General features: G+C 64.7%; 21 protein-coding genes, 3 tRNA genes and 1 pseudogene. 6 read left to right on the forward strand and 19 right to left on the reverse strand.

The genetic code is table 11. The features are described from left to right. Positions 1-11: 11 nt before the first annotated feature. From ribB to PQ457_RS05510, 10 genes are all read right to left on the reverse strand, one after another. On the reverse strand, positions 12-1,295 hold the full coding sequence (gene ribB, locus PQ457_RS05465) for a 3,4-dihydroxy-2-butanone-4-phosphate synthase (protein WP_273618740.1): 1,284 nt from the start codon (positions 1,293-1,295) through the stop codon (positions 12-14). Between the two features lie 43 nt (positions 1,296-1,338). After that, positions 1,339-2,343 (reverse strand): acyltransferase family protein, encoded by a 1,005-nt coding sequence (locus tag PQ457_RS05470; protein ID WP_273618741.1) that lies wholly within the window; start codon positions 2,341-2,343, stop codon positions 1,339-1,341. Positions 2,344-2,398: 55 nt separating this feature from the next. Next, positions 2,399-2,474 (reverse strand) — tRNA-Lys (locus tag PQ457_RS05475). Positions 2,475-2,503: 29 nt separating this feature from the next. Continuing rightward, positions 2,504-2,579, reverse strand: a tRNA-Lys gene (locus PQ457_RS05480). Between the two features lie 26 nt (positions 2,580-2,605). Beyond that, positions 2,606-2,681, reverse strand: a tRNA-Lys gene (locus tag PQ457_RS05485). 118 nt (positions 2,682-2,799) lie between these two features. Further along, positions 2,800-3,918 carry a rod shape-determining protein RodA gene (gene rodA, locus PQ457_RS05490; RefSeq protein ID WP_273618742.1) on the reverse strand — a complete coding sequence of 373 codons (1,119 nt, stop codon included), beginning with the start codon at positions 3,916-3,918 and terminating at the stop codon, positions 2,800-2,802. Then, positions 3,915-6,005, reverse strand: coding sequence for a penicillin-binding protein 2 (mrdA, locus tag PQ457_RS05495; protein WP_273618743.1), 2,091 nt, complete (start codon positions 6,003-6,005; stop codon positions 3,915-3,917). Before mrdA ends, rodA begins: the two co-directional genes overlap by 4 nt. Next, positions 6,005-6,550 carry a rod shape-determining protein MreD gene (locus PQ457_RS05500; RefSeq protein WP_273618744.1) on the reverse strand — a complete coding sequence of 182 codons (546 nt, stop codon included), beginning with the start codon at positions 6,548-6,550 and terminating at the stop codon, positions 6,005-6,007. The genes mrdA and PQ457_RS05500 overlap by 1 nt, the downstream gene beginning before the upstream one ends. Then, entirely contained in the window at positions 6,551-7,534 is a 984-nt protein-coding gene (locus tag PQ457_RS05505; RefSeq protein ID WP_273618745.1) for a rod shape-determining protein MreC, read from the reverse strand. A 92-nt stretch (positions 7,535-7,626) separates the two neighbouring features. Beyond that, complete coding sequence (locus PQ457_RS05510) at positions 7,627-8,673, reverse strand: rod shape-determining protein (RefSeq protein ID WP_168602564.1); 1,047 nt, start codon at positions 8,671-8,673, stop codon at positions 7,627-7,629. Between PQ457_RS05510 and PQ457_RS05515 the strand changes: the two genes are divergently transcribed. Beyond that, positions 8,648-8,830, forward strand: coding sequence for a hypothetical protein (locus PQ457_RS05515; RefSeq protein ID WP_168602156.1), 183 nt, complete (start codon positions 8,648-8,650; stop codon positions 8,828-8,830). The genes PQ457_RS05510 and PQ457_RS05515 overlap by 26 nt on opposite strands. Before the next feature lie 133 nt (positions 8,831-8,963). After that, positions 8,964-10,802, forward strand: coding sequence for a DNA mismatch repair endonuclease MutL (gene mutL / locus PQ457_RS05520; protein WP_273618746.1), 1,839 nt, complete (start codon positions 8,964-8,966; stop codon positions 10,800-10,802). A gap of 3 nt (positions 10,803-10,805) precedes the next feature. Here the strand turns inward: mutL and PQ457_RS05525 are convergent, their stop codons facing one another. From PQ457_RS05525 to PQ457_RS05560, 8 genes and pseudogenes are all read right to left on the reverse strand, one after another. Then, positions 10,806-12,035 (reverse strand): alkaline phosphatase family protein, encoded by a 1,230-nt coding sequence (locus tag PQ457_RS05525; RefSeq protein WP_273618747.1) that lies wholly within the window; start codon positions 12,033-12,035, stop codon positions 10,806-10,808. Positions 12,036-12,072: 37 nt separating this feature from the next. Continuing rightward, entirely contained in the window at positions 12,073-12,552 is a 480-nt protein-coding gene (locus tag PQ457_RS05530; protein ID WP_273618748.1) for a MaoC family dehydratase, read from the reverse strand. Further along, positions 12,552-13,652: a redox-regulated ATPase YchF gene (gene ychF, locus PQ457_RS05535; protein ID WP_273618749.1), complete on the reverse strand. Its 1,101-nt coding sequence runs from the start codon at positions 13,650-13,652 to the stop codon at positions 12,552-12,554. Before ychF ends, PQ457_RS05530 begins: the two co-directional genes overlap by 1 nt. A 143-nt stretch (positions 13,653-13,795) precedes the next feature. Continuing rightward, positions 13,796-14,971, reverse strand: a complete 1,176-nt coding sequence (locus PQ457_RS05540) for a PEP-CTERM sorting domain-containing protein (RefSeq protein ID WP_273618750.1) — start codon at positions 14,969-14,971, stop codon at positions 13,796-13,798. Positions 14,972-15,152: 181 nt separating this feature from the next. Further along, the gene (pth, locus tag PQ457_RS05545; RefSeq protein WP_273618751.1) at positions 15,153-15,719 is read right to left on the reverse strand and encodes an aminoacyl-tRNA hydrolase; all 567 of its coding nucleotides are present in this window, start codon (positions 15,717-15,719) and stop codon (positions 15,153-15,155) included. A gap of 108 nt (positions 15,720-15,827) precedes the next feature. Next, a pseudogene (gene rplY, locus PQ457_RS05550) lies at positions 15,828-16,115 on the reverse strand (50S ribosomal protein L25); the annotation flags it as partial. A 127-nt stretch (positions 16,116-16,242) separates the two neighbouring features. Further along, positions 16,243-17,118, reverse strand: coding sequence for a TraB/GumN family protein (locus PQ457_RS05555; RefSeq protein ID WP_273618752.1), 876 nt, complete (start codon positions 17,116-17,118; stop codon positions 16,243-16,245). Beyond that, on the reverse strand, positions 17,115-18,029 hold the full coding sequence (locus PQ457_RS05560) for a TraB/GumN family protein (RefSeq protein ID WP_273618753.1): 915 nt from the start codon (positions 18,027-18,029) through the stop codon (positions 17,115-17,117). Before PQ457_RS05560 ends, PQ457_RS05555 begins: the two co-directional genes overlap by 4 nt. 201 nt (positions 18,030-18,230) lie before the next feature. Here PQ457_RS05560 and PQ457_RS05565 point away from each other — a divergent pair, with 201 nt between their 5' ends. The 3 genes from PQ457_RS05565 to ppdK are packed head-to-tail and all read left to right on the forward strand — an operon-like array spanning position 18,231 to position 23,985. Beyond that, complete coding sequence (locus PQ457_RS05565) at positions 18,231-19,145, forward strand: glycine--tRNA ligase subunit alpha (protein WP_273618754.1); 915 nt, start codon at positions 18,231-18,233, stop codon at positions 19,143-19,145. After that, positions 19,142-21,271, forward strand: coding sequence for a glycine--tRNA ligase subunit beta (gene glyS, locus PQ457_RS05570; RefSeq protein ID WP_273618755.1), 2,130 nt, complete (start codon positions 19,142-19,144; stop codon positions 21,269-21,271). Before PQ457_RS05565 ends, glyS begins: the two co-directional genes overlap by 4 nt. Positions 21,272-21,321: 50 nt before the next feature. Then, positions 21,322-23,985 (forward strand): pyruvate, phosphate dikinase, encoded by a 2,664-nt coding sequence (gene ppdK / locus PQ457_RS05575; protein ID WP_273618756.1) that lies wholly within the window; start codon positions 21,322-21,324, stop codon positions 23,983-23,985. Between the two features lie 224 nt (positions 23,986-24,209). On the opposite strand, the gene PQ457_RS05580 is transcribed toward ppdK, so the two are convergent. After that, the gene (locus PQ457_RS05580; protein ID WP_273618757.1) at positions 24,210-24,977 is read right to left on the reverse strand and encodes a methyltransferase domain-containing protein; all 768 of its coding nucleotides are present in this window, start codon (positions 24,975-24,977) and stop codon (positions 24,210-24,212) included. A gap of 83 nt (positions 24,978-25,060) precedes the next feature. On the opposite strand from PQ457_RS05580, the gene PQ457_RS05585 reads away from it, so the two are divergent. Further along, positions 25,061-25,804, forward strand: coding sequence for a ComF family protein (locus tag PQ457_RS05585; protein ID WP_273618758.1), 744 nt, complete (start codon positions 25,061-25,063; stop codon positions 25,802-25,804). The last annotated feature ends 45 nt before the right edge of the window (positions 25,805-25,849 follow it).

A 25,849-nucleotide genomic window follows, 5' to 3' on the forward strand; every position in this document is an offset into this window, starting at 1 on the left:
AGGTCCTTCAATCAAGCAATGCGGCGTTCTTCGGTGATGGTCAGCCCATAACCTTCCAGCGCGACAAGCGTATGATGCGTATTGGTCAAAAGCACCAGCTCATGGATGCCCAGCTCGGCCAGAACCTGCGCCCCCACGCCGTAATCGCGCAGTTCCTCAAGCGGCTTGGTGTTGCCGTCCAGCGCCAATTGGCGATATTCGAAGGACTTGGACACTTCCGAATGCGGGCGGTTGACGAAAACGATCACGCCTGCGCCTTCCTCGCCGATGATTTCCATCGAGCGGTGGAGCAGATTGGCGCGCGGGCTGTCCTCGCCCAGCAGATCGCTGAACATCGAGGTGGAATGCATGCGCACCAGCGTAGGCTTGCTGGGGTCGATGCGGCCTTTGAGCAGGACGAGATTTTCCTCGCCGGTCGCCTTGTTGGCATAGGCGCGGGCCTGCCATTCGCCGCCGAAACGGCTCTTGAACGAGGTTTCCGACTTCAGGCTGACCATGCGGTCATGCTTGCGGCGATAGGCGATCAGGTCGCGGATGGTAGCGATCTTGATGCTATGCTGGCGGGCAAAGGTGACCAGATCATCAAGGCGGGCCATCGTGCCATCCTCGCGCATGATCTCGCAGATCACGCCAGAGGGGTTGAGACCGGCAAGGCGGGAAATGTCCACGGCCGCCTCGGTATGGCCCGCACGCACCAGCACGCCGCCCGGACGCGCACGCAGAGGGAACACATGGCCGGGGCTGACGATGTCGGCCGGGCCCTTGCTGCCGTCGATGGCAACCGAAACGGTGCGCGCGCGGTCGGCGGCGGAAATGCCGGTGCTGATGCCTTCTTTGGCCTCGATCGAGACGGTGAAGGCCGTGCCCAGCGGGGTGCCGTTGCGGCGGCTCATCGGCTCCAGACCAAGCTGGTCCACGCGTTCATGCGAAAGGGCAAGGCAGACAAGGCCGCGGCCATAGGTGGCCATGAAATTGATCGCGGCAGGAGTGGCCATCTGGGCCGGAATAATCAGATCGCCTTCGTTTTCGCGGTCTTCGTCATCGACAAGGATATACATCCGCCCGTTGCGGGCTTCCTCGATGATTTCCTCGATGCTGACCAGCACCGGGGTGTCGTCGCTCTCATCAAGGAAACGCTCGAGCTTGCCCAGCGTTTCGGCGGTGGGGTTCCATTCCGGCTCGTTGACATCGCGCAGGGTGTTGGCATGAAGCCCTGCGGCGCGGGCCAGACCGGCGCGGGTCATGCCCCCTTCGTTGACGAGGCGGCGAACGCGATCGATGATGTTCTGTGTCATGAATGTGAGGTAATCACATGACGCTGTGATTGCAAGAGGTGGATCACATCGCCATCACATTATTTCTTCGCAATATGCGCCAGGCGGATAGCTGCGCGGCCAGAATCGCCACCAAAACGCCCGCCACGGCCGCCACGCCCAGCCCGATCCAGTAATTGCCGCCCAATTGCCGGATGCCCTGAAGAATCGGCATTTGCAGGGCAAACAGGGGAAAGGCGATCCGGCCCAGCCACAGCGCCGCGCGATGAAACCGCGTCAGCCGCATCGCGCCCGCGATCATCAGCGGGCAGGCCAGCACGACAAAGCCGATGTCGAACCACCACCCCTGCGTCTTTGTCCACCACACCAGCGGCAGCAGCGCAGGCATCAGCGGCAGCGCCAGCCACCACGGCACCGGCACCGCAGGCTCTTCGCACCACCAGCGCGCCAGCACGATGCCCAGCACATAGGCGGCAAGGCAGCGCAGCACGCCCCAGAAGAAATTCTCGCTCTTTGGCCCCACATCCAGCCCGTGAAACCGCCACGCGATCCAGCCGTCGGCCATCACCAGCCCCGCCGCCAGCGCGATCAGCCACCCCCGGCGCAGCCGCCACAGGCCCAGCACATGGGCGGCATTGCAGGCCAGTTCGCAGGTCATCGTCCATGCCGGAATGTTGAGCGGAAAGGCAAAGGTCCACCACCACACCGGCAGCAGCGCCATGTTCGGCACCGCCGCCAGCAGGAAATTGGGCAGATCCGCCGAGCGCAGCCACAGGCGCGGCATCCCGATCAACCCGCCCAGCGCCATCATCGGCCACAGCCGCCAGAAGCGCCGCCGCAGAAACGACCAAGGCGCTGCGCCATGCTCCAGCCTCGGCTCCTGCACCCGTGCCATCAGAAAGCCGGAAAGCATCAGGAAGAAATCGACCCCCAGATAGCCGAGGCCAAACACTCTTTGCCCGCCAAACACCGCCCGCACATGCAGCAGCAGCACGCAGGACGCCGCCACCAGCCGCAGCAGTTCCAGACCGGGCAGGCGCTTGATCGAAGGGGAGGGCATATGGGCCATGGCGCGGCCACTATCGACCATCGCGGCAAATGGAAAGGGATCTGTCGGGAAAGGGTGGTGGACGCACTAGGGCTCGAACCTAGGACCCGCTGATTAAGAGTCAGCTGCTCTACCAACTGAGCTATGCGTCCGTTCACGGCCGTGAAGGCGTAAAAGGATTTGGTGGACGCACTAGGGCTCGAACCTAGGACCCGCTGATTAAGAGTCAGCTGCTCTACCAACTGAGCTATGCGTCCATCCACGCCGAGAGGCGAAAAAACCGTGGTGGACGCACTAGGGCTCGAACCTAGGACCCGCTGATTAAGAGTCAGCTGCTCTACCAACTGAGCTATGCGTCCGTACCGGGTTTGGTGGGAGAGCTTGGTTGGCTCCCCGCCGGAGGCGCTCCCTTTAGCGTGTGATCGCGGGCGCGCAAGTGATTCTTTCAAAAAAATTGCGGGACTTGGCCAAAGGGCCTCAACCCAGCCTGCCGCCCGCGCGTTTGCCCCAGCGATCAACGGCCATGATCGTGCCGATACAGATCATGTTGGTCATCATGGATGAACCGCCATGGCTGATAAAGGGCAGGGGGATGCCCACCACCGGGGCAAGGCCCATGACCATCATCATATTGATCGCAACATAGAAAAAGATCGTCGCGGTCATGCCTGCGGCCAGCAGTTGGCTGAAGCGGTCGGGCGCGCGCCGCGCCACACCCATACCCCAGCGGAACAGCACGACAAAGAACACAAACAGGATGAACAATCCCCCGATCATCCCCCATTCCTCGGCCATGGTGGCAAAGGCAAAGTCGGTATGCGCCTCAGGCAGGTATTTCAGATGACTCTGCGTGCCATTGCCCAGCCCCTTGCCGAAAAAGCCGCCCGAACCGATGGCGATTTTCGACTGGGTGATGTGATAGCCCGAACCCAGCATGTCGGCTTCGGGGTCCAGAAAGACCAGCACCCGCTTGCGCTGATAATCATGCAGCGCGAAAAAGAAAGCCAGCGGGGCAATCACCGCCGCCGCCGCGCCGCCGCTCAGGAACCACCAGATCGGCGTGCCCGACAGGAACACCACCACCACCGCGCCAAAACAGATCGCCAGCGCCGTGCCCAGATCGGGCTGGAGCATGACCAGCGCGGCCGGCACCCCCAACAGGATCACCGGCGGCACCAGCGCGCGCCAGCTGCGGATCAGCGTGGGCGGCAGGCTGGCATAAAACACCGCCATCACCAGCACGATCCCCGGCTTCATCAATTCCGAGGGTTGCAGGTTCATAAAGCCGATGTTGAGCCAGCGCTGGCTGCCCCCGCCGACCTTGCCCACCGCCTCGACCAGCATCAGCAGGAACACGAGGCCGCCGTAGATCGGATAGGCCGATTGTCGAAAGGCGCGCTCGGGCAGGCGCGAAATCGCGATGGCCAGCGACAGGAACAGGCCGAAGTTGAAGATATGCTTCCACGCATAGGGCGACCAATGGCCCCCCGCCGCCGACCACAGCACCGTCGCGCCAAACAGCACCAGCGCCGTAAGCGGGATCAGTACCCGCCATGGCAGGCCGCGCAGGGGCGTGGGGATGACATGCATGCTCATGGGTGCTGGCCCGCCGCGGCTGAAGGTGTGGGCGACGGTGCGGGTGATGGCGCCGGGGCGGGTGTGTCCTCGCCCACAGGTTCGGGCGCGGGCGGGGCGGCATCCGACTGGATCGGCTGGGGCGCGGGCCGGGCATCGGCCTCGCTCTCGCGGGCAAGGGCCTCGTCACTGTCCTGAACCGCAGGGGCAGAAACGCCATATTGCGCGGCATAAGCGCGGTACTTGGCCGCCTGCCGCTGTTGCGGCGTGCCGCCCCATCCGGCCTCCAGCTTGCTCAGCGCGTCCCACGCCTTCTGCTGGTCGAACATATAGGTCATGACATCGCGCGCGATCGGCATGGCCGCGCCCGAACCGCCGCCGTGTTCGACCAGTACGGCGCAGGCATAGCGCGGTTTGTCAAAGGGGGCGAAACAGATGAAATGGCCATGGTCGCGGTGGCGCCACAGACCGCCCTTGCCGTTGCCGATATTCAGGCCCACGACCTGCGCGGTGCCGCTCTTGCCCGCCAGTTCGACGCCGGGAATGGGGATTTTGGCGGCATGGCCGGTGCCGCGGCCGTTCACCATTTCGTGCATGGCGGCATGGATGAAATCGAGATGTTCCTGCGGCACGCCAAGCGAAGCGGGCGCGGCAGGCTTATCCTCATGCATCAGGCGCGGCATCAGCAATTTGCCGCTGGCCAGACGGCTGGCGATGATCGCCTGCTGCAAGGGGTTCACCTGCACGTAACCCTGGCCGATTGTGGCGTTCACGGTATCGTAAACGGCCCATTCCTTGCCATATTTCTTCATCTTCCACGCCGGATCGGGCACGGTGCCGTAGGATTGGCTGGGATAGGGCAGGGGGAATTTCTGGCCATAGCCGATCTTGCGCATCGTGCGCGCGATCTGGTCCATGCCGATCTGCTGGGCAAAGTGATAGAAATAGACGTCGCAGGACTGGTAGATGCCCTTGGCCATGTCCACGCTGCCATGGCCATGGTGCTGCCAGCAGTGGAACACGCGGTTGCCCACGCGCAGCCCGCCCGAGCAATTGACGCTGGCCTTGGGGTCAAGCCCCGCCTCAAGAAAGGCCAGCGCGACTGTGGGCTTGACCGTCGAACCGGGCGGATAAAGCCCGTGCAGCAGCTTGTTGCGCAGCGGCACATGGTCATCGTCCGACAGCATCTTCCATTCCAGCCGCCCGACCCCGTCGGTAAAGCTGTTGGGGTCGAAGCTGGGCATGGAAACAAAGCACAGGAGGTCGCCCGTCAGGCAATCAATCACCACGCAGGCGCCGCTTTCCACCCCGATGCGGCGCGCGGCATATTCCTGCAAACCGGCATGGACCGTCAGCTTGATCGGCTGCCCCGGCACATCCTCGCGCGTTTCAAGGTCGCGCACGATCTTGCCGCTGGCGGTCACCTCGGTGCGCCGGGCGCCGGGCTGGCCGCGCAGGGTCTGGTCATAGACCTTTTCCAGCCCGTCCTTGCCGATCTTGAAACCCGGCGTGATCAGCAGCGGGTTGTGCTCTTTTTCATAATCCTTGGCATTGGCCGCGCCGACATAGCCCACCAGATGGCCCACGCAGGGGCCGGAGGGGTAATAGCGCGAGAAACTGCGCTGGGGCACCACGCCGGGCAGATCGGGCTGGCGCACAGAAATCGCGGCGAACTGTTCCCAGCTCAGATGCGATCCGGCCTCGACGGGCTGAAACCCGCGCGCCTTGTCCAGCCGGTCGCGCACATCCTGGAGCGCGATCTCGTCCAGCCCCAGCACCTTGGCCAGTTCCTCCAGCGTCTTTTCCTTTTCGATCACCCGGTCGGGAATCAGGTCGACGCGGAAATCGGCGCGGTTGCTGGCGATGGGCTGGCCATCGCGGTCGAGAATCCAGCCCCGGCGCGGCGGGATCAGCGACAGGTTGACCCGGTTGCTCTCGGCCATCATCTGATACTTCTGGCTCTCGGCCAGAGCGATATAGCCCATGCGCGTGGCCAGCAGCACGCCGACCCCGCCCTGCAGCACGCCCACCACCATGGAGCGACGGTCGAAACTGTCGCGCAGCATGGCCGGCGTAATCAGTTTTGGCGCTTTCTTGCGCTTTGCCATCAACCCAGCACCCGGAAACGCATCAACCGCCAGCGGTCGATCAGGCCGACCGTGCGCCCCACCATCGGATAGGCCACCAGCGCCACCAGCCCTTGCGGCACAATCAGCGCGGGCGCGATGGCCCCGCCCGAATGAGCCGCAATCACCCAGCCCAGCGCCAGATAGGCGACGATAAAGAGCCCGGCCACCAGCCAGTCGGTCAGGAAATTGCGCCATGGAAAACGCGCCTCGATCAGATCCATCACGATCATCGTGATCGACCAGAGCGCCATGGCCGCGCCAAAGGGGGCCCCGCTGAACAGGTCATCGACCATGCCCAGCACCGCGCCCGCCCAGACCGGCAGCAAACCGGGCCGCAATTGCCGCCATGCCAGCAACGTCATGAAGCCCAGCGGTGGCATGATCGGCGCCATCGCAATCAGCGGCCATCCCGGCAGGCAGGAAGCCAGCGCCACCGTCACCCATGGCGCGGCATAGGCGATCAACGGCGAGGGGGCGCGGCTGATCTGGCGCGCACTGCCCCGCAAGAGGCGGTTGGCGGGCATTTATTGCGCTGCCTTTTGCTTGGCGGCCTTGGCCGCCGCCGTTTTGGCCTGCGCATCGGCCTTGGCGGCGGCTTTGGCTGCGGCATCGGCGTCCGCCTTGGCCTTCACCGGATCGGCGGGCGGGGGCAGTGTGGGATCATCGCCCGGCGCCCATGCGGGCAGCACCGCCACCATCTCGCTGACCGCCGGATCGCCCAGCACGCGGGCAATCGCCCCGTCGCGCGTCAGGCTGGAGACGACCGCAATCGGCGTGCCGGGCCAGTAAAGCCCGCCCGAACCCGACGTGACGAAGGCATCGCCCACCTTGAGCGGATTGAGCCCCAGCGTGAGCAGCCGCAATTGCACGGTGCCGTCGCCCTTGCCCGTGGCAAAGGCGGGGATGGAATCGCTGGCGCGGCGCACCGGCACCACGCTTTCGGGGTCGGTGATCATCAACACCCGCGCCGAATGTAGGCCCACCTCCAGCACGCGCCCGATCAGCCCCAGATGCGTGCGCACCGGCATCCCGCTTTTCACGCCCTGAAGGCTGCCCACCGAGATCGTGGCATAGCGGCGCGCGCTGGCGCTGGTGCTGGCCACCAGCCAGCCAAAAGCAACCGGCCTGGGCGTGTCCGATGTCAGGCCCAGCATGGCCTTGAGCCGCTCGTTCTCCTGTTTGACCGCCGCGAGTTCGACCGCCTGCACCCGGCCCAGCGCGACCTCTTTCTTCAGTCGCGCATTTTCCGGGCCAGAGGTGAAATAGCCCGCCGCCACGCCCCATGCGCCGCCCGCGGCCGAACGCCCCTGCGCCGTCAGTTGCGCCGCAGGCTGGGTCACATCGCTGGCCAGATTACGCAGGGACGCGAAATTGCCGGTGCTGCCCATCGAGCCAAACAGCAGCGCGCCGCCCACCACCGTGCCCACCGCAGCGGCCACATAGGCAAAGAAGATATTGTTATGCGCCCTGCGCGAATAGCCCGGGCGCCGGTTGCCTGGCGGAGCCATGCATCCCGCCTTTCCTACGCATTATCTGTCCGCCGTGGCCCTATGCCGACGGCGGACAGGGAAACAAAACTTCCGACGATCAGCCCAAAGGATCAGGCCGTCATCAACACGCCGCGATAGATCGGATCTTCCATCGCGCGGCCCGTGCCCAGCGCCACGCAGGACAGCGGATCCTCCGCGATCGACACCGGCAGACCGGTTTCCTCGCGCAGATAATCGTCCAGACCCTTGATCAGCGCGCCGCCGCCCGTCAGCACGATGCCCTGATCGACAATGTCGGCGGCCAGTTCGGGCGCGGTGTTTTCCAGCGCGATGCGCACGCCTTCGATGATCGCGCTGATCGGTTCGGACAGCGCTTCGGCGATATTGGCCTGCGTGATCGTGATTTCCTTGGGCACGCCATTGACCAGATCGCGACCCTTGAGGTGGATCGTTTCGCCAATGCCGTCGGCGGGCATCACGGCAATGCCGTAATCCTTCTTGATGCGCTCGGCCGTGGCTTCGCCGATCAGCAGGTTGTGGTGTCGGCGGACATAGGAAACGATGGCTTCGTCCATCTTGTCGCCGCCCACGCGCACCGAGGTGGTGTAGGCCAGACCGCGCAGCGAAAGGACCGCCACTTCGGTCGTGCCGCCGCCGATATCGACCACCATCGAACCCACCGGTTCGGTCACGGGCATATCGGCGCCGATCGCAGCGGCCATCGGTTCGAGGATCAGGTAAACCTGGCTGGCGCCCGCATTGCTGGCCGCATCGCGGATCGCGCGGCGTTCGACGCTGGTGGACCCCGAAGGCACGCAGATCACGATTTCCGGGTAACGGAACAGGCTGCGCTTGCCATGGACCTTGCGGATGAAATGCTTGATCATTTCTTCGGCGATTTCGATGTCGGCGATCACGCCGTCGCGCAGCGGGCGGATGGCCTCGATGCTGTCGGGGGTCTTGCCCATCATCATCTTGGCATCATCGCCCACGGCCTTGACGCTCTTGTTGCCGTTGATCGTCTCGATGGCCACCACGCTGGGCTCGTTCAACACGATTCCCCGGTCCTGCACATAGACAAGCGTATTGGCCGTACCGAGGTCGATGGCCATGTTTTGCGAACCGAATTTCATGAAACGCGAGAAAAAGGACGACATCGAGGCTTCCGTGGCTTTGCCGGACATTCTGAACGTTCGGCAGGATATTTGGGTGTGGGCGCGCCGCTCCATAACGCATGAGCAGCATAAAGGCCAAAAATTTGTTGGCCCTGTCCTGCAATGCGTCAACGGATCGGCGCGAATCGCTTTCGCTTGATCTTGGCCATGGCTGATTCGTGTGACGATTGCACCAACGCGGTGGCGATTGGCCCCATGCATTTGCGGAAAATCGGTGGAAATTCTCGCTGCGGCGTCCTGTGCTTTGCGTCAAGGCATTCTATACGGGGTCCATGCCGATCATCCGCCGCCTTCCTGAAAATCTGGTCAACCGCATTGCCGCCGGTGAAGTGGTCGAGCGGCCTGCCTCCGCACTCAAGGAATTGATGGAAAATTCCATCGACGCGGGCGCTGGCCAGATCAGCGTGCGCCTGTCCGATGGCGGGCTGGACGCCATTGAGGTGACCGACGATGGCTGCGGCATGGCGCCCGACCAGATGGCGCTGGCGCTGGAGCGGCACGCGACATCTAAATTGCCCGACGAGGCTATCGAACTGGTCACGACCCTTGGCTTTCGCGGCGAGGCCTTGCCCTCGATCGCCAGCGTCGCGCGCTTTTCCATCGAGAGCCGCCCGCGCGGCGCCGCCGAGGGCTGGCGCCGGGTGGTCGATCATGGCGAGGTGGTCGAGGACGGCCCCGCCGCGCTGCCGCCCGGCACGCGCATCCGGGTGGACAACCTTTTCGCCAAAATCCCGGCGCGGCGCAAATTCCTGCGCAGCGGGCGCAGCGAATATGCCGCCTGCCTTGATGTGGTGCGCCGTCTGGCCATGGCGCGGCCCGAGGTGGGCTTTGTGCTGGAGCATGACGGGCGCCGCGTCCTGTCGGTCCAGCCGGGGCAGACTGGTCCTGCCCGCGTGGCCCAGATCGTCGCGCGCGAACTGGCCGAGGATGGGGTGATTATCGAGCTGGAGCGCGGCCCTGCGCGGTTGACGGGCGTGGCGGGCCTGCCGACGTTCAATCGCGGCGTGGCCGATCACCAATATCTGTTCGTCAACGGTCGCCCGGTCAAGGATCGCCTGCTGGTGGGCGCGGTGCGCGGGGCCTATGCCGATATGCTGGCGCGCGACCGCCATGCGGTGCTGGCGCTGTTCCTCGACGTGCCGCCCGAGGAGGTGGATGTGAACGTCCACCCCGCCAAGACTGAGGTACGTTTCCGCGATCCCTCCTTTATCCGGGGCTTTATCGTCTCGGGCCTGCGCCATGCGTTGGAAGGGGCGGGGCAAAAGACCGCCCAGACCCCCGCAGCGCCCGCGATGGCCGCTTGGACATCGGGCATTGCGCAGGTTGAGCCGATTGCGCCCGCCCCGGCGCCCAGCCTGTCGAGCCTCTTCGCCCGCCAATATGCTCCCAACTATTCCTCGGTTCCCAACCGCGTCAGCGAGGCGGGCGCGGCATGGCGCGGCTATGAGGCGCAGGTGATGGCCCCCGCGCAGGATTTGCCGATGGGCCGTGCCGAGGCTGCGCAGGAAGCGGCGCCCGAGGCGGTCCGCCATCCTCTGGGCGTGGCGCGCGGACAGGTCGCCAACACCTATATCATCGCCGAGGCCGAGGACGGGCTGGTGATCGTGGACCAGCACGCGGCCCATGAACGCATCGTGCTGGAACGGCTGAAGGCGGCGGGCGCGGGCGACAAGGTGGCCGCCGCGCAGGCCTTGCTCCTGCCCGAGGTGATCGAGCTGGACGAGCCAAGCTGCGACCGGCTGGAGGAGGCGATCCCCACGCTGGCCCAGCATGGGCTGGCGCTGGAGCGGTTCGGGCCCACGGCGATGCTGGCCCGCTCGGTCCCCGCCGCGCTGGGCAAGGGCGATGTTCAGGCGCTGGTGCGCGATGTGGCCGATGATCTGGCGGCCAATGGCGATGCGCTTTTGCTGGGCGAGCGGCTCGATCTGGTGCTGGCCACCATGGCCTGCCATGGCAGCGTGCGGGCGGGGCGGGCGCTCAATGTGGCCGAAATGAACGCCCTGCTGCGCGAGATGGAAGTGACCCCGCGTTCAGGCCAGTGCAACCACGGGCGGCCGACCTGGGTGAAGCTGGCGCATGGGGATATTGAAAAGCTGTTCGGGCGGAAATAGGCCCTACCGCAGCGCCTTTGCCACCGGCGCCACCGTTCCGTCACGATCCTTGCCGGGCGCCAGACCTATCAACCGGCGCAGCAGCGGCTCGATTGCAACATTGTCGAACGCGGGCAGATGCGTGCCGGGGCGGAAGGCCGGGCCGGTGGCGAGAAAGAGCGCGCGCATGTCGGGGGCGGCCGGGTCATAGCCATGGTCGCCGCCGTCATTGGGGTGCTCCGGGTTGCCATCCATGATCCGCGCCCCCGGATCGGGCAGGCACAGCCAGTCGGGCACGCGCGCATTATGCCCGTAATGGAAGCGTTCGGGCAATTCGCCCTTGCGCCAGCAGTTGATGAAAGAAGGCATTTTCTTCAGGCTCTCGGCCAGTTTGGCCTCATGCCCCGGCACATTGTTGATGAACAATATGCCGCCATAGGAAACGAGAGCGTAATCCTCCTTGGCCAGATAATCCTTGGCCCAGATCACATGGTCGGGAATGGTGCGGGCCATGCCGTGATCCGAAACAATGACCATGTTGACCCGTCGGTGCATGGCCGCCAGACCCCGGCGCAGATAGCCGATGGCCGCATCCACATCGCGGATCGCGGCGGTGGTTTCGGGTGAGCCCGGCCCATGGCGATGGCCGTTCACATCCACATCGCCAAAATAGAGCAGCGCCAGACCGGGCCGGATTTTCGCGGGCCGCCGCATCCAGTCGAGCACCACCTCGGCGCGTTCATGATTGGGCAGATCGGCGTGATAGGCCTGCCAGTCGCTGGCGCGGATGCCGTCGATGGCCACGGTCGATCCGGGCCAGAACATGATGCCGCTGCGAATATGGGCGCGCTCGGCGGCTACCCAGATCGGCTCGACATGCACCGGCCCGCCGCTGCCATCCCACCACCAGGGCTGCTCGCTGGATTTGCCGAAGATGACGCCGGGGTGGGCCGGATCGCTCATCGCGCTGTTGACGATGCCGTGGCGATCCGGGCGCAGGCCGGTGGCCATGGTCCAGTGATTGGGAAAGGTGATGGTGGGAAAGGAGGGCGTCATCGTGCCCGACACGCCGCTGGCGGCAATTGCGGCCAGATTGGGGGTGAGGGCGGGGCTGATGTAATCGGGGCGGAAACCGTCGATGGAAATCAGGATCGTGGGGATGCGCTCGGGCGCCTTGCCGCGCGCGGCGACGGGCTGGGTCAGCGCGGCCAGCGACAGGAACAGGGCGGCCATCAGACGGAAAAACTGCTTCATGACCATCGCCCTGAACCCGTAATCTTGCAAATTCGCGTCAATCCTCAAAGGGGGCTGACGGATCGCGTAAGCCGATCATGCCGGTGACGAGAAAGCTCATCACTGCGCGGTTTTCCTGATTGAACACGGTGTTGCGCCGCCGGATCAGGCCCATTTCGGGGCGCGAACGGCTGCGGCGCTTTTCCAGCAGTTCCGATTCCACGCGCAGCACGTCGCCCGGATAGACCGGCGCGCTCCAGCGCAATTCATCGACCCCCGCGCCGCCCATGCTGGCGATGCCTTTTTCATGCATCTGATCCACCATCATCCGCATGGTCATCGCGCAGGTGTGCCAACCGCTGGCCGAAAGGCGGCCGAAATGGCTGTTTGCCGCCGCCTCGTCGGACAGGTGGAATTCATGCGGATCATAGGCGCGGGCAAAGTCAATCACTTCATCGCGCTTGACCTCATACCGGCCGAACTTGTGCACTTCGCCCGGTACAAGATCTTCGAAAAAGGTCCGAAACTCAGCGCTCATCACACGTTGAACTTGAAGTGGAACACGTCGCCGTCCTTGGTGACATATTCCTTGCCTTCTTGACGCAGCTTGCCCGCATCGCGGCACGGCCCTTCGCCGCCCAGCGAGACGTAATCGTCATAGGCGATGGTTTCGGCCCGGATAAAGCCGCGTTCGAAATCCGAGTGGATCGCGCCCGCCGCCTGCGGGGCCTTCGAGCCCTTGGCCACGGTCCATGCGCGTGCTTCCTTGGGGCCGACGGTGAAGAAGGTGAGCAGGCCGAGCAGGTCGTAACCGGCGCGGATGATGCGCGCGAGGCCCGTTTCCTTCAAGCCCAGTTCGGAAAGGAATTCGGCGCGCTCCTCAGGGTCCATGCCGACCAGATCGGCCTCGATCGCGGCGGAGACGATGACGGCGGTGGCGCCTTCGGCCTTGGCCTTTTCAAACACCTTGGCGGAAAAAGCATTGCCCGTGGCCGCGCTTTCTTCCTCGACGTTGCAGACATAGAGCACCGGCTTTGCGGTCAGCAACTGGGCCTGGGCAAAGACGCGCGCTTCATCATCATCCTTGGGCTGCGTCAGGCGGGCAGGCTTGCCCTCGCGCAGCAGTTCGAGGGCCTGTCCCAGCACCGAGACGAGGATCTTGGCTTCCTTGTCGCCGCTGTTGGCCTTCTTTTGCGCTGCCGAAACGCGCTTTTCCAGACTTTCAAGGTCGGACAGCATCAGTTCGGTCTCAACCGTTTCGGCGTCCGAAATCGGGTCCACGCGGTTGTCGACATGCTGGATGTCGTCATTTTCAAAACAGCGCAGCACATGGACGATGGCGTCCACTTCGCGGATATTGCCAAGGAACTGGTTGCCCAGACCTTCGCCCTTGGACGCGCCGCGTACGAGGCCCGCGATGTCAACAAAGGACAATTGCGTGGGGATGATCTTCTGGCTGCCGGCAATCTCGGCCAGCTTGTCAAGGCGCGGATCGGGCACGCCCACCTGGCCCACGTTGGGCTCGATGGTGCAGAAGGGATAGTTGGCCGCCTGCGCCGCCTGCGTCTCGGTCAACGCATTGAACAGGGTGGACTTGCCCACGTTGGGCAGGCCGACGATCCCGCATTTGAAACCCATCGCTCGATCCTTTTAATCGCCTTGCGGCCTGCCTTTGCGCAAGGCGGGCGCGCGCCATTGGCCCCCGCTTTGGCGGGGCCTTGTCATGGGCGCGCGATGGTCCAGCCAAGGGGCGAAATCAAGGGAAAAGTGGGGCGCCCGGATCAGGCCGTGCCTTGTTCGGCCGGGCCGTCCTCGCGGTTGCGGGCTGGCACGCCCTTGCCCCGGCGGCGGCGCCATGAGGCAAAGCCGAGGCCCGCCACGCCGATGCCCATCAGGCCAAAGGTGCCCGGTTCGGGAACATCGGTCGCGCCCGCGCCCTTTTCCTTGTCGCCAAAGTGGAAGCCGTCGAACCAGCCGTTGCCGCGCCCGCCCGGATCGCGCCCGTCCCGATCCCTGCCGCCATCGCTGTCGGGGCCGCCAGCGCCGGGGCGATCGCGGCCGTCCGGGCCGCGCCCATCCGTGCCACCGGCAGGTCCGCGCCCGCCCGAGGATGCTCCATCGCCGCCGGGGCGCATATTGGGATCGCGCGGGCCAAAGGGATCGCGCCCGCCCGTCGTGCCGCCAGTGGTGGTCGCGCCGCCTGTTGAGGAAACCGCGCCGCCCGAAGTGGTCGAACTGGTGGTGCTGGTTACGCCGCCCGACGTGGCGCCCTGACCGGCGCTCTGGCCATTGGGCGATCCCCCACTCGATCCATTGCCTGCGCCGCCGCTGCTCGCCACCGCCTGCTGGCCGCCCGAGGTCGAGCCTGTCCCCTGCGAACCGCTGCCCAGAGAGCCGCCTGTCGAGCCGGTTGCGCCTGCCGATTGGCCGTTGGGGCCGAGCTGGCCGCTGGATGCGCCGCCCGATCCGCCAGAGGGATTGCCCGGCCCGCCGCTGGTTCCGCGCGATGTGGTGCCGCCGATGCCGCTGGCGCCATTGCCCCGCGCAAAGCCGTCGCCGGTGCCGTCAAAGGGGGCGCCATCGGCGCGCAGATTGCCGCTGCCCGAAGGTGCCACGCCCGTGCCTATCCCGCGCCCGACGCCCAGCGGGCCGCGTGTATTGGTCAGATTGGCCGGGTTGCCCGAAGCGCCGATGCCGGTGCCCAGCACGGCGGAGCGGCCCAGCGGCGCAGCCTTGCCCGCATCGGGCGCGCCCACACGGATGGCCATGCCCTTGGCGTCCAGCACCTTTGCGCTGTTGCCTTGTCCGATGCCTTCGCCCAAACCCTTGATCGCGCTTGAAACCGTGGCGTTCAAATCCTTGGGGCAACCGCAGTCCACTTTGCGCGTCCAGCCCAGAATCGCCAGAATGATGCTGCCGATGGTGACGCCGGTCAGCAGCCAGTTCTGCTTTTGCATGCCTTGCTGGTGCCCACGTTGCTGGGTCTGTGCCATAATGCCCCGTTCTGTCGGCGCGGCGGGGCAGGTTGCCCAACGATGGCGCCATCTATTGGGCGCGATCTATGGGACAGGAACGGTTGAAGCGCGGTTAATGATAAAGCAAAGCGCCAGTATCGCGCGCCAGATATTGCATGGCAATTCAGCCAAGCCGAAGCGCGACATCATTCATAAAGCGCACATCATCGCCCTTGGCCAGCCACGGCGCCTCGGCGGCAATCGCGCCCAGCATGTCGGCCAGATCATCCATTTCGGCCTTGGCGTAATTGCCCAGAACATGGCCCGTCACGCGGTCTTTGTGTCCCGGATGGCCGATGCCGATGCGCACGCGGCGATAGTCGGGCCCCATATGCTGGGCGATCGAGCGCAGGCCATTGTGTCCGGCATGGCCGCCGCCGGTTTTGACCTTGACCTTCATCGGGGGCAGGTCCAGCTCGTCATGAAAGACCGTGAGGGCATCGGGCGTCAGCTTGAAAAAGCGCATCGCCTCGGCCACCGAGCGGCCGCTTTCGTTCATGAAGGTGGCCGGTTTGAGCAGGATCACCCGCTCTGTGCCGATGCGGCCATCCTGAAGCCAGCCCTGAAACTTCTTTTGCACCGGGCCAAAGCGATGCATGTCGGCGATCACATCGCAGGCCATAAAGCCCACATTGTGCCGGTTCATCCTGTACTGGTCGCCCGGATTGCCGAGGCCCACCCACAATTGCATCGCATTCATTTCCTTTGGCCAAGGAAAAGGCGGGAAAGACATGCCGTTTCCGGCCATCTTTCCCGCCTGTTTCATCGCCGCTTCATGCGGCGCCTGTCGCAATTAAGCGCGCAGGAAGTCCACGTGCTCGGGACGGTCGCTCACCGGGTGGAAGGCGACGTCCTTGGGGGTGGTCTTGATGGTCTGGCCGTCAACGGTCAGCTCGATCACGCTGTCGAAGAAGGTGCCGGTGTTGAGCTGACGGATCAGCTCCTTGGCTTCGACGTGGATCGCGACGGGTTCGGCATTGCCACCATAGATCACGGCGGGCACGCGGCCTTCACGACGCAGGGTGCGGCTGGCTCCCTTGCCAGTCTTCGCACGCGTCTCGGCCGGCAGGGTCAGGGTATTGCTCATAACACAAGCCTTTCAAAACTTCTGGAACCAAAATACACCCGACACGCCTCCAGGGATGACCATGCCGGGCAAGCGCGGGCCCTTAGGCGCAAAGCAGGGGAAAAGCAAGCGCGCAGGGCCAGGGCCGCTATTGCACCCGCGTAACGCGATAGCCGCGCGCGGCCAGCATTGCGGGCAGGCCGTCCGGTCCGGCCATATGCGCCGCGCCCACCGCGACAAAGGGATGCGCGCCGGTGGCGAGGCTCTGGGCGATTTTTGCGCTCCATGCCCGGTTGCGGCCGGTATAGAGCGCCTCGCGCAGGACCGGATCGGCCAGAATGCCGCGGTTGGTTTCCTGCGCCAGCGTGGCGACATCGCCCTTTTTCCACGCGGCGGCCAGATCCACGGGGGGCTGCGTATCGGGCCGCTCGTCGGACAGCGTCTCATCCAGCAGGCGGCGCTGGGCGCTTTCGGGCAGGCGGTCGAAGATGGCCAGTTGCGCGGCGGCGCCTTCCAACTCGACGATCCGCTTGCTTCCGGCCTCGGCCAGAACGGCGCGGTCAATGCCATAGGCCGGATTGCCCGTCGCCGCCTCGCGCGCCAGCATCAGGGCTGCGGCCCAGGTTTCGGTATCGGCAAAATCACCCGGTTTGGCATGAGCATCGGCCAGTGCCCGCGTCAGAGCCGCGCGGTTTTGCGGCGCCACCCGCGCATCCAGCGGGGGCAGACCGGGCGTATGGGCCAGCGCCTGAAACGCCCGCGCCGTGGCCGCATCATCATTCAGCGCGGCGATTTCCACGATGATCGTGTCGGCCCCGTCCCACGCCGCCGCCACCGCGCCCTCGCGCCAGTCCGCCGCGCGGGGCAGGGCGTGGATCGTGCCCAGCAACCAGCCTTTTTGCCCACCGGGGCCTTCAATCTGCCACAGCGCGGGATGGACCGTTTCAGGCCGATGCAGCCCATACCAGAGCGCTCCCCCCGCCAGCGAGAGCGCGGCAAGGGCGGCCCAGCCCCGTTTCATCATTGCACCCGTGTGGCGATGATGCCCTGTTTGGCCAGTTGTTCCTGAACGCTGCCATGTCCGGCCAGATGGCCCGCGCCCACCGCGATGAAGACCTTACCCGGCTTGTTCAGCCGCTCTGCGATCCATGCCGCCCAATTGCGGTTGCGGCCCAGCAGCAGCGCCTCGGCCAGTTTGGGGTCGCTCTGATCGGCGTTGATCAATTTGGCCAGACGCGAGGCATTGCCCACTTTCCACGCCGCGATCATCGCGCCCAGTTCGGTGGTGATCTTGGGCGAATTGACCGCCACTTCGCGCAAATACCCGCGCTGCGAGGCGATGGGCAGCGAATCGAACAGGCCAAGCTGATATTCGGGCGTTTCAAGCGCGACATGCTCGATCCCGCGCTCCTGCGCCATTTTGACCAGCCGCCCGTCGACGCCATTGGCCGGATCATAGCCCGACTTCATCAAGGGCAGGGTCGAGAGCGCCACGGCGGCATACCATGGACGGAAACCGTCAAACATGGCAGGCGCCAGACCATTGCCCGCCAGCGCCTTTTCCAGCGCCTTGCGCGTGGTGGGCGAGAGCGTGGCGCGCAGGTTCTGGCCCTGCGGCAGCATCGCCTTGTCCATCACGATGGCGCGCATTTCCTCCGGCTTTTTCTCGATAATCTCGGTCACCAGCGAGGTCGATTCCGAAAAGGCCTGCGCCACTGCGCCGTCAAACCAGTCGATATTGGCGGGCAGGGCATGGACCGTGCCGAACAGATAGATCACCGTGTCCCCGCGCTGCACTTTCCACAAGGCCGGGCGGGCGACATGCGGGCTGGCCACCTGCCGGCTGGCGACCGGGGTGGGATGGCGCTGGACCTTGGCGGCGGCCGGCGTGACAAATGCCAGCGCAGCGGCCAGCAGCGCCCAGGCACAAGCCATGGCGCGGATGAGGCGGGGGAGAATGACCTTCGACATGGCGGTCCCTATATAGATCCTGCGTCCCCTGTCGATTGCGCGAATGAGCGAATGAAAGGTTAATGCGGGCGGGAATGGCGCCCCTTGCGGGCCAAACGGGGGTTTTTGCCGCCCTTGGTCCGTCACCCTTGACCCTTTGCGGGCCTTACGCCAAAGGCAGGCCCTATGAGCGAAACAGCACCTCTGGCCAAAAAGCCGCTGAGCTTTCAGGACATGATCCTGACCCTCCATGATTTCTGGAGCAAGCAGGGTTGCGCCATTCTGCAACCCTATGACATGCGCATGGGCGCGGGCACGTTTCACCCCGCCACAACCCTGCGCGCGCTTGGCCCCGAACCGTGGAAGGCCGCCTATGTGCAGCCCAGCCGCCGCCCGACCGACGGCCGCTATGGCGAAAACCCGAACCGCCTTCAGCACTATTACCAGTATCAGGTGATCCTCAAGCCTTCGCCGGAGAATTTGCAGGAGTTGTATCTGCAATCCTTGGCCGCGATTGGGGTGGACCCGCTGGCGCATGACATCCGCTTTGTCGAGGATGACTGGGAAAGCCCGACGCTGGGCGCATGGGGGCTGGGCTGGGAGGTCTGGTGCGACGGGATGGAGGTGACGCAGTTCACCTATTTCCAGCAGGTCGGCGGGTTTGACTGCAAGCCGGTGGCGGGCGAGCTGACCTATGGCCTCGAACGTCTGGCCATGTATATTCAGGGCGTGGACTGGGTCTATGACCTGCGTTTCAATGACGCGGGCTTGACCTATGGCGACGTGTTCCTGAAGAACGAGCAGGAAATGTCGAAGTACAATTTCGAGGTGGCCGACACCGAGCAATTGTTCAAAGGCTTTGCCCATGCCGAGGCCGAGGCCAAGCGCTGTATCGAGGCGAAGATCCCGCTGGCGGCGTATGATCAGGCCATTGAGGCATCGCATCTCTTCAACCTGTTGCAAGCGCGCGGCGTGATTTCGGTGCAGGAGCGCGCCAGCTATATCGGCCGCGTGCGCGATCTGGCCAAGGGCGCGTGCGAAGCGTGGATCGAGAAGAACGAGGCCGAATGGGCCGTGAAATTTCCGGGGTGGACGAAATGAGCGATTTCCTTCTTGAACTGCGCAGCGAGGAAATCCCCGCGCGGATGCAGGCAGGCGCGCGGGCCGAACTGGAAAAGCTGTTTCGCGGGGCCATGGCGGCGGCGGGCGTTGCGGTGGGCGAACTGGTTGTGTGGAGCACGCCGCGTCGTCTGGCGCTGATCGCGCGCGGATTGCCTGTGGCGACGCAGGCGGTGCGTGAGGAAGTGAAGGGGCCGAAAGCCTCGGCGCCCGAACAGGCGCTGGCCGGGTTCCTGCGCAAGACCGGATTGACGCGTGAGCAGTTGGAAGAGCGCGATGGCGTGCTTTTCGCTGTGACCGAAAAGCCGGGCCGGGCGACTGCCGATGTGCTGGCCGAGGCGATTCCGGCCATCGTGCGCGGGTTTAGCTGGCCCAAGTCGCAGCGCTGGGGGGCGGCTTCGCTGTCCACCGAGAGCCTGCGCTGGGTGCGCCCGTTGCAGGGCATTGTCGCGCTGCTCGATGGCGCGGTGGTGGAATGTGAGGTCGGCGGGATCGTATCGGGCCGTGAGACGGTGGGGCATCGTTTCCATTCGTCGGGCGCGGTGACGGTGGCGGACGCCGACAGCTATGCCGATGACCTGCGCGCCGCGCATGTTCTGGTCAATCATAACGAGCGTCAGGACATCATCCGCGCCAAGGCGAAGGAGGCGGCTTCGGCCGCTGGCCTGACGCTGGTGGAGGATGAAGGGCTGGTGATCGAGAATGCCGGTCTGACCGAATGGCCGCAGCCCTTGCTGGGCCGGTTTGACGAGGCTTTCCTTGAGGTTCCGCCAGAAGTCATCCAGTTGACCGCGCGCGTGAACCAGAAGTATTTTGTGTGCGAAGACGCGGCGGGCAAGCTGGCCAATGCTTTCGTCTGCACCGCCAATATCGACGCCACGGACGGCGGGGCGGGGATCATCGACGGCAACCGCAAGGTTTTGGCCGCGCGTTTGAGCGATGCGCGTTTCTTCTGGCAGCAGGATTTGAAGACCCCGCTGGCCGATCAGGCGAAGAAGCTGGAGCGGATTACGTTCCATGAGAAGCTGGGCACGGTGGCCGACAAGGTTGCTCGTGTGGCCAAGCTGGCCGAATGGCTTGCCAGCGAAGGCATTGTGCCGGGCGCCGATCCGGCATCGGCGCGTCAGGCGGCGGAATTGTGCAAGGCCGATCTCGTCACCGAAATGGTGGGCGAATTCCCCGAATTGCAGGGGCTGATGGGCGGCTATTATGCGCGGGCCGAAGGTCTGCCCGATGCCGTGGCCGATGCAATCCGCGATCACTACAAGCCGGTCGGGCAGGGGGATGATGTGCCCACCGCGCCGGTGACGGTGTGTGTGGCACTGGCGGATAAAATTGATACCATTGCTGCGTTTTTTTTAATCGGGGAAAAGCCGACTGGCTCAAAAGATCCTTACGCTCTCAGGCGCGCGACGTTGGCGTCAATCGGCTTGATATTGGCAAAGGGGGTTCGAGTTTCGCTTCGAAAGCTCCTTCTGGAAGCAGGAGGTCCAGTCAATCATCAACTGTTTCCGCCAGCAGGCCAAGGTCAGGAGGAGGCAATGGAGATCGTCCATGCGGCTTCCAGGCAGTGGGTGCAATTTCAGGCGGCTGTTGATGAAATCATCACCTTCTTCGCCGACCGCCTCAAGGTCCAGCAAAAGGAAGCAGGCGTCCGCCACGATCTGATCGACGCGGTGTTTGCGCTTGGCGGTGAGGACGACCTCGTCCGCCTGCTCGCCCGCGTTCATGCGTTGCAGGCATTTGTGCAGACCGACGATGGCAAGAACCTTCTGGCCGGTTACAAGCGCGCGGCCAATATCCTCAAGGCCGAGGAGAAGAAGGGCTGGGACGCCGATGTCACCAATCCTGCGCCCGAACCTGCCGAAGCCGCGCTGATCGCCGCGCTGGCCGATGCGACGCCCAAGGCCGAAGCGGCGGTCGCCGCCGAGGACTTTACCGGCGCGATGGCGGCTCTGGCCACTCTGCGGTCAGCGGTTGATGATTTCTTTAATGACGTCACGGTAAATGCCGAAGACCCCTCGATCCGCTCCGCGCGCCTAGGCCTTTTGTCGCAATTGCGTGCTGCAACGCACAAAGTGGCTGACTTCTCAAGGATCGAGGGCTAGGGGCAGGGTAAGTACAAAGGCCGATTCGTTCTGGGAGGCTTGGTCTAATCATGTCTGCATACGTATTCTATTTCGGTGGTGGCGCCAATTCGACCGACCCGCGCAGCCGCGACAAGACAATCGCGGGCGGCAAGGGCGCCAATCTGGCCGAAATGGCCGGCATCGGCCTGCCGGTGCCGCCGGGCTTCACGATCAGCACCGAAGTCTGCGCGACCTATAACGCCAACGGCAAAAGCTTTGACGCCGATCTGCGCGCGGGCGTTGCGGCGGGCGTGGCGCATGTGGAAAGCTCCACGGGCCGCAAGTTTGGCGATACGGCCAATCCGCTGCTGGTTTCGGTGCGTTCGGGCGCGCGGGTTTCGATGCCGGGCATGATGGACACGGTGCTCAACCTGGGCCTCAATGACGAGACGGTGCAAGGTCTGGCCCAAGGGTCGGGCAATCCGCGCTTTGCTTGGGATTCCTATCGCCGCTTCATTCAGATGTATTCCGACGTGGTGCTGGGCATTGACCATCACCTGTTTGAGGATGCTCTGGAAATCGTCAAGGAAGACAACGGTTTCTACGCCGATGTTGAACTTGAAGCCGAGCATTGGCAGGCGCTTGTCGGCGAATACAAGGCCATCGTCGAAAAGGCGCTGGGCCGCCCGTTCCCGCAGGATGTGCATGAGCAGCTCTGGGGCGCGATCGGCGCGGTGTTCGACAGTTGGGAAAGCGAGCGCGCCAAGGTCTATCGCCGGTTGAACGACATTCCGGGCGACTGGGGCACGGCGGTCAACGTGCAGGCCATGGTCTTCGGCAATATGGGCGATACTTCGGCCACCGGCGTTGCCTTCACCCGCGATCCGGCGACCGGCGAGAAGGCCTATTACGGCGAATGGCTGGTCAATGCGCAGGGTGAAGACGTGGTGGCGGGCATCCGCACCCCGCAATATCTGACCAAATTTGCCCGCGAACGCGCCGGGGCCAAGCCGCTTTCGATGGAAGAGGCGATGCCTGAGGCCTACACCGAACTGGCCGCTGTCTTTGAACTGCTGGAAAAGCACTACAAGGACATGCAGGACATCGAGTTCACGGTGGAACGCAACAAGCTGTGGATGCTGCAAACGCGAAGCGGCAAGCGGACGGCCAAGGCTGCGCTGAAAATGGCGGTCGATATGGTGGGCGAGGGCCTGATCGATGAGGCCACGGCGATCAAGCGCGTCGACCCGATGGCGCTCGACCAGTTGCTGCACCCCACGCTCGATCCCAAGGCGGAGCGTGACTATCTGGGCAAGGGGCTGCCCGCCTCGCCGGGTGCGGCCTCGGGCGCGATTGTGCTGGACGCCGAAACGGCGCAGGCGCGGGCCGAGCGCGGCGACAGCGTCATCCTCGTGCGCGTCGAAACCAGCCCGGAAGACATCCACGGCATGCATGCGGCCAAGGGCATTCTGACCGCGCGCGGCGGTATGACCAGCCACGCGGCCGTCGTGGCGCGCGGCATGGGCCGCCCCTGCGTCTCGGGCGCCAGCAGCGTCAGCATCGACATGAACAGCCGCACCCTCAAGATTGGCACGCGCGATCTGAAGGAAGGTGACATCATCACGCTGGACGGCGCGACGGGCGACATCATGGGCGGCGCCGTGCCGACCATCGAGCCTGAACTGGTGGGTGATTTCGGCACGCTGATGGTCTGGGCCGACAAGCACCGCCGGATGAAGGTGCGCACCAATGCCGAAACGCCCGAGGATTGCCGCACGGCGCGCAGCTTTGGCGCCGAGGGCATCGGCCTGTGCCGTACCGAGCATATGTTCTTTGATGCGGGCCGCATTTCGGCCGTGCGCCAGATGATCCTGGCCGAGGATGAGGATGGCCGCCGCGCCGCTCTTGCCAAACTGCTGCCCGAACAACGCGCTGATTTTCAGGCGATCTTCGAGATCATGGCGGGCCTTCCCGTCACGATCCGCTTGCTCGATCCGCCGCTGCACGAATTCCTGCCGCATAGCGACGCGGAATTTGCCGAGCTTTCGGATGCCATCGGCATTGGCGTCGAAACGCTTAAGCGCCGCGCGGGCGAGTTGCATGAATTCAACCCGATGCTGGGCCATCGCGGGTGCCGTCTGGGGATCACCTTCCCGGAAATCTATGAAATGCAGGCGCGCGCGATCTTTGAGGCCGCCGTCGATGTGGCGCTGGCCTCCGGCGAGGCGGTTGTACCCGAAGTGATGATCCCGCTGGTGGCGACCAAGAAGGAGCTTTCGATCCTCAAGGCGCTGGTGGATCGCACCGCCGCTCAGGTCTTTGCCGAAAAGGGCAAGGTGCTCGATTATCTGGTCGGCACGATGATCGAATTGCCGCGCGCGGCGCTGATGGCGGGCGAAATTGCCGAGGAGGCCAAGTTCTTCTCCTTTGGCACCAACGACCTGACGCAGACTACGCTGGGCGTGTCGCGCGATGACGCGGCCCGCTTCCTCTCGGCCTATGTCGAGCAGGGCATCTATGCGCGCGATCCCTTCGTCAGCCTCGATGTCGAGGGCGTGGGGCAGCTTGTCGAACTGGCGGCGGAGCGTGGGCGCAAGACCCTGCCGGGCATCAAGCTGGGCATTTGCGGCGAGCACGGCGGCGATCCGGCCTCCATTGCCTTCTGCGAAAAGACCGGGCTGGATTATGTCTCGGCTTCGCCCTTCCGCGTGCCGATCGCCCGTCTGGCGGCGGCGCAGGCGGCTTTGGGGTAAGGCAGGCTTTATGCCTCCGGCGGGCCAAGGGACTCGTCCCTTGGCAATCCCGTTACTGGGGTGTGCCTGATTTGAAGCGTTGAATAAATAAAAGCCTGCGGCGCCAAGATAAGGCACCGCAGGCTTTAATTTTTTGACGTCGCGTCCGACACAAAACGCCGAACCGGACACGCAACGCATACAGTAACGGGAGCGCGAGGGTCTAGACCCTCGCATCTATCCCTTCATCTTCTCCACCCACTCAACGTCAAAATCTCGAACACTTCGGTCACGCGCCCATCCTCGGCCAGTTCATCAAAGGCCACCAGCGCGCGGGCATAACCAGCCTCGCCCACGGCGGGGCCGTTCTGGGCCAAAACCCCGCCCCAAGCCTGCGCCCGCACATCGCCCACCAACCCCGCCAGCGAGCGGAAGCGCACCTTGACCGCGCGACCATCGCTGACCGGATCGGCAAAACCGGCGCGTTGCAGCAATTGCGCCCCTGCGCGCACATCGACCATCGGGTGCATCCGGGCGGCGGGGCGGTCGCCATCGGCGGCCATCATGATTGCGCGCAGCGCAGGCAGCGACCCGGCCCCGGCAAAGCTGGCGATCATCACGCCGCCCGGCGCCAGCGCCTGCCGCATATGGATCAGCGCGCCGGGCAGGTCATTGACCGTATCCAAAGTGCCCAACGAGGCGATGAGGTCGAAATCGCGCAGCAGATAGGGCTGCTCTTCATCCAGCACCATCGCCCCGCGCAGGCCCGCCGGATCGGCCTCCACCACCTCGGCGCCTTGCGCGCGCAGAGCGGCACCCAGCGCACCGGTCCAATCGCCCACCACCAGCGCCCGTTTGGGCACCATCTGCACAAAGGAGAGCCGCTCGAGCACATCCTCAACCATATCGTCGAGCAGATAATGCGCGGCATTGGGCTGATTTTGCAGGACCATCGCCCGGCGGCGGGCGGCAAGGCGGCGGTGCGGCGCGAAAATGCGGGGAGGCTGACTCATGCGCCCCGTCCTGCCTCTTGCGCCGCGCGGCTGCAAGGATCTTCACGCTTGCCCCCGCAAAAGCAGCCATTAGACTTTGGTCCATGCGCCAACTTTCGCCCGTTCTCGACCTGCTGTTTCCCCCGCGCTGCCCGCTGTGCGGCGAAGGGATCAGCGCGCATGGCGGGCTTTGCGCGCCGTGCTGGTCGGGGCTGGCGATGCCGGGCGATCCTTCGTGCCGGCTGTGCCAGCGCCCGTTGAGCAGCGCGGCGGCTTCCCATGCCGAGGATGGCCTGCTGTGCCACACCTGTGTTGTCGAGACGCCGCGCCATGATGGCGTCGCGGCGGCCACGCTTTATAATGATACCTCGCGCCAATTGGTGATCGCGCTTAAACATGGGCGGCGCCTGGCGCTGGCCGGGCTGATGGGGCGGCTGATGGCGGCGCGGCTGAAAGCGCAGGATATTGGGCCGGGCTGGCTGGTGGTGCCGGTGCCGCTGCATCGTTGGCGGCTGTGGGGGCGGGGCTTCAACCAATCGGCGCTGTTGGCGCAGGAGATTGCGCGGCACACCGGGGCAAAGCCGCTGGTCGACGCGCTGGTGCGGCGGCGCAAGACGCCGATGCTGGGCGGACTGGGGCCGCAGGAACGGGCCAAAGTGCTGAGCGGCGCGATTGCCCTGCATCCTGCCCGCAAGGCGCGCCTGCATGGCGCCAAGGTGATTCTGGCCGATGATGTGTTGACCAGCGGGGCGACCACCAATGCCTGTATCGCCGCGCTCGAGCAGGCGGGCGCGGCGCGGGTAATCGTGGCCTGTTTCGCCCGCGTGCATGGCGAGGCGCTGCCTTGAGCGGCGCATAAGAAAACGCCCGGAGGGATAAACCTCCGGGCGTTC

The organism is Novosphingobium humi (assembly GCF_028607105.1).
GTDB lineage: Bacteria > Pseudomonadota > Alphaproteobacteria > Sphingomonadales > Sphingomonadaceae > Novosphingobium > Novosphingobium humi.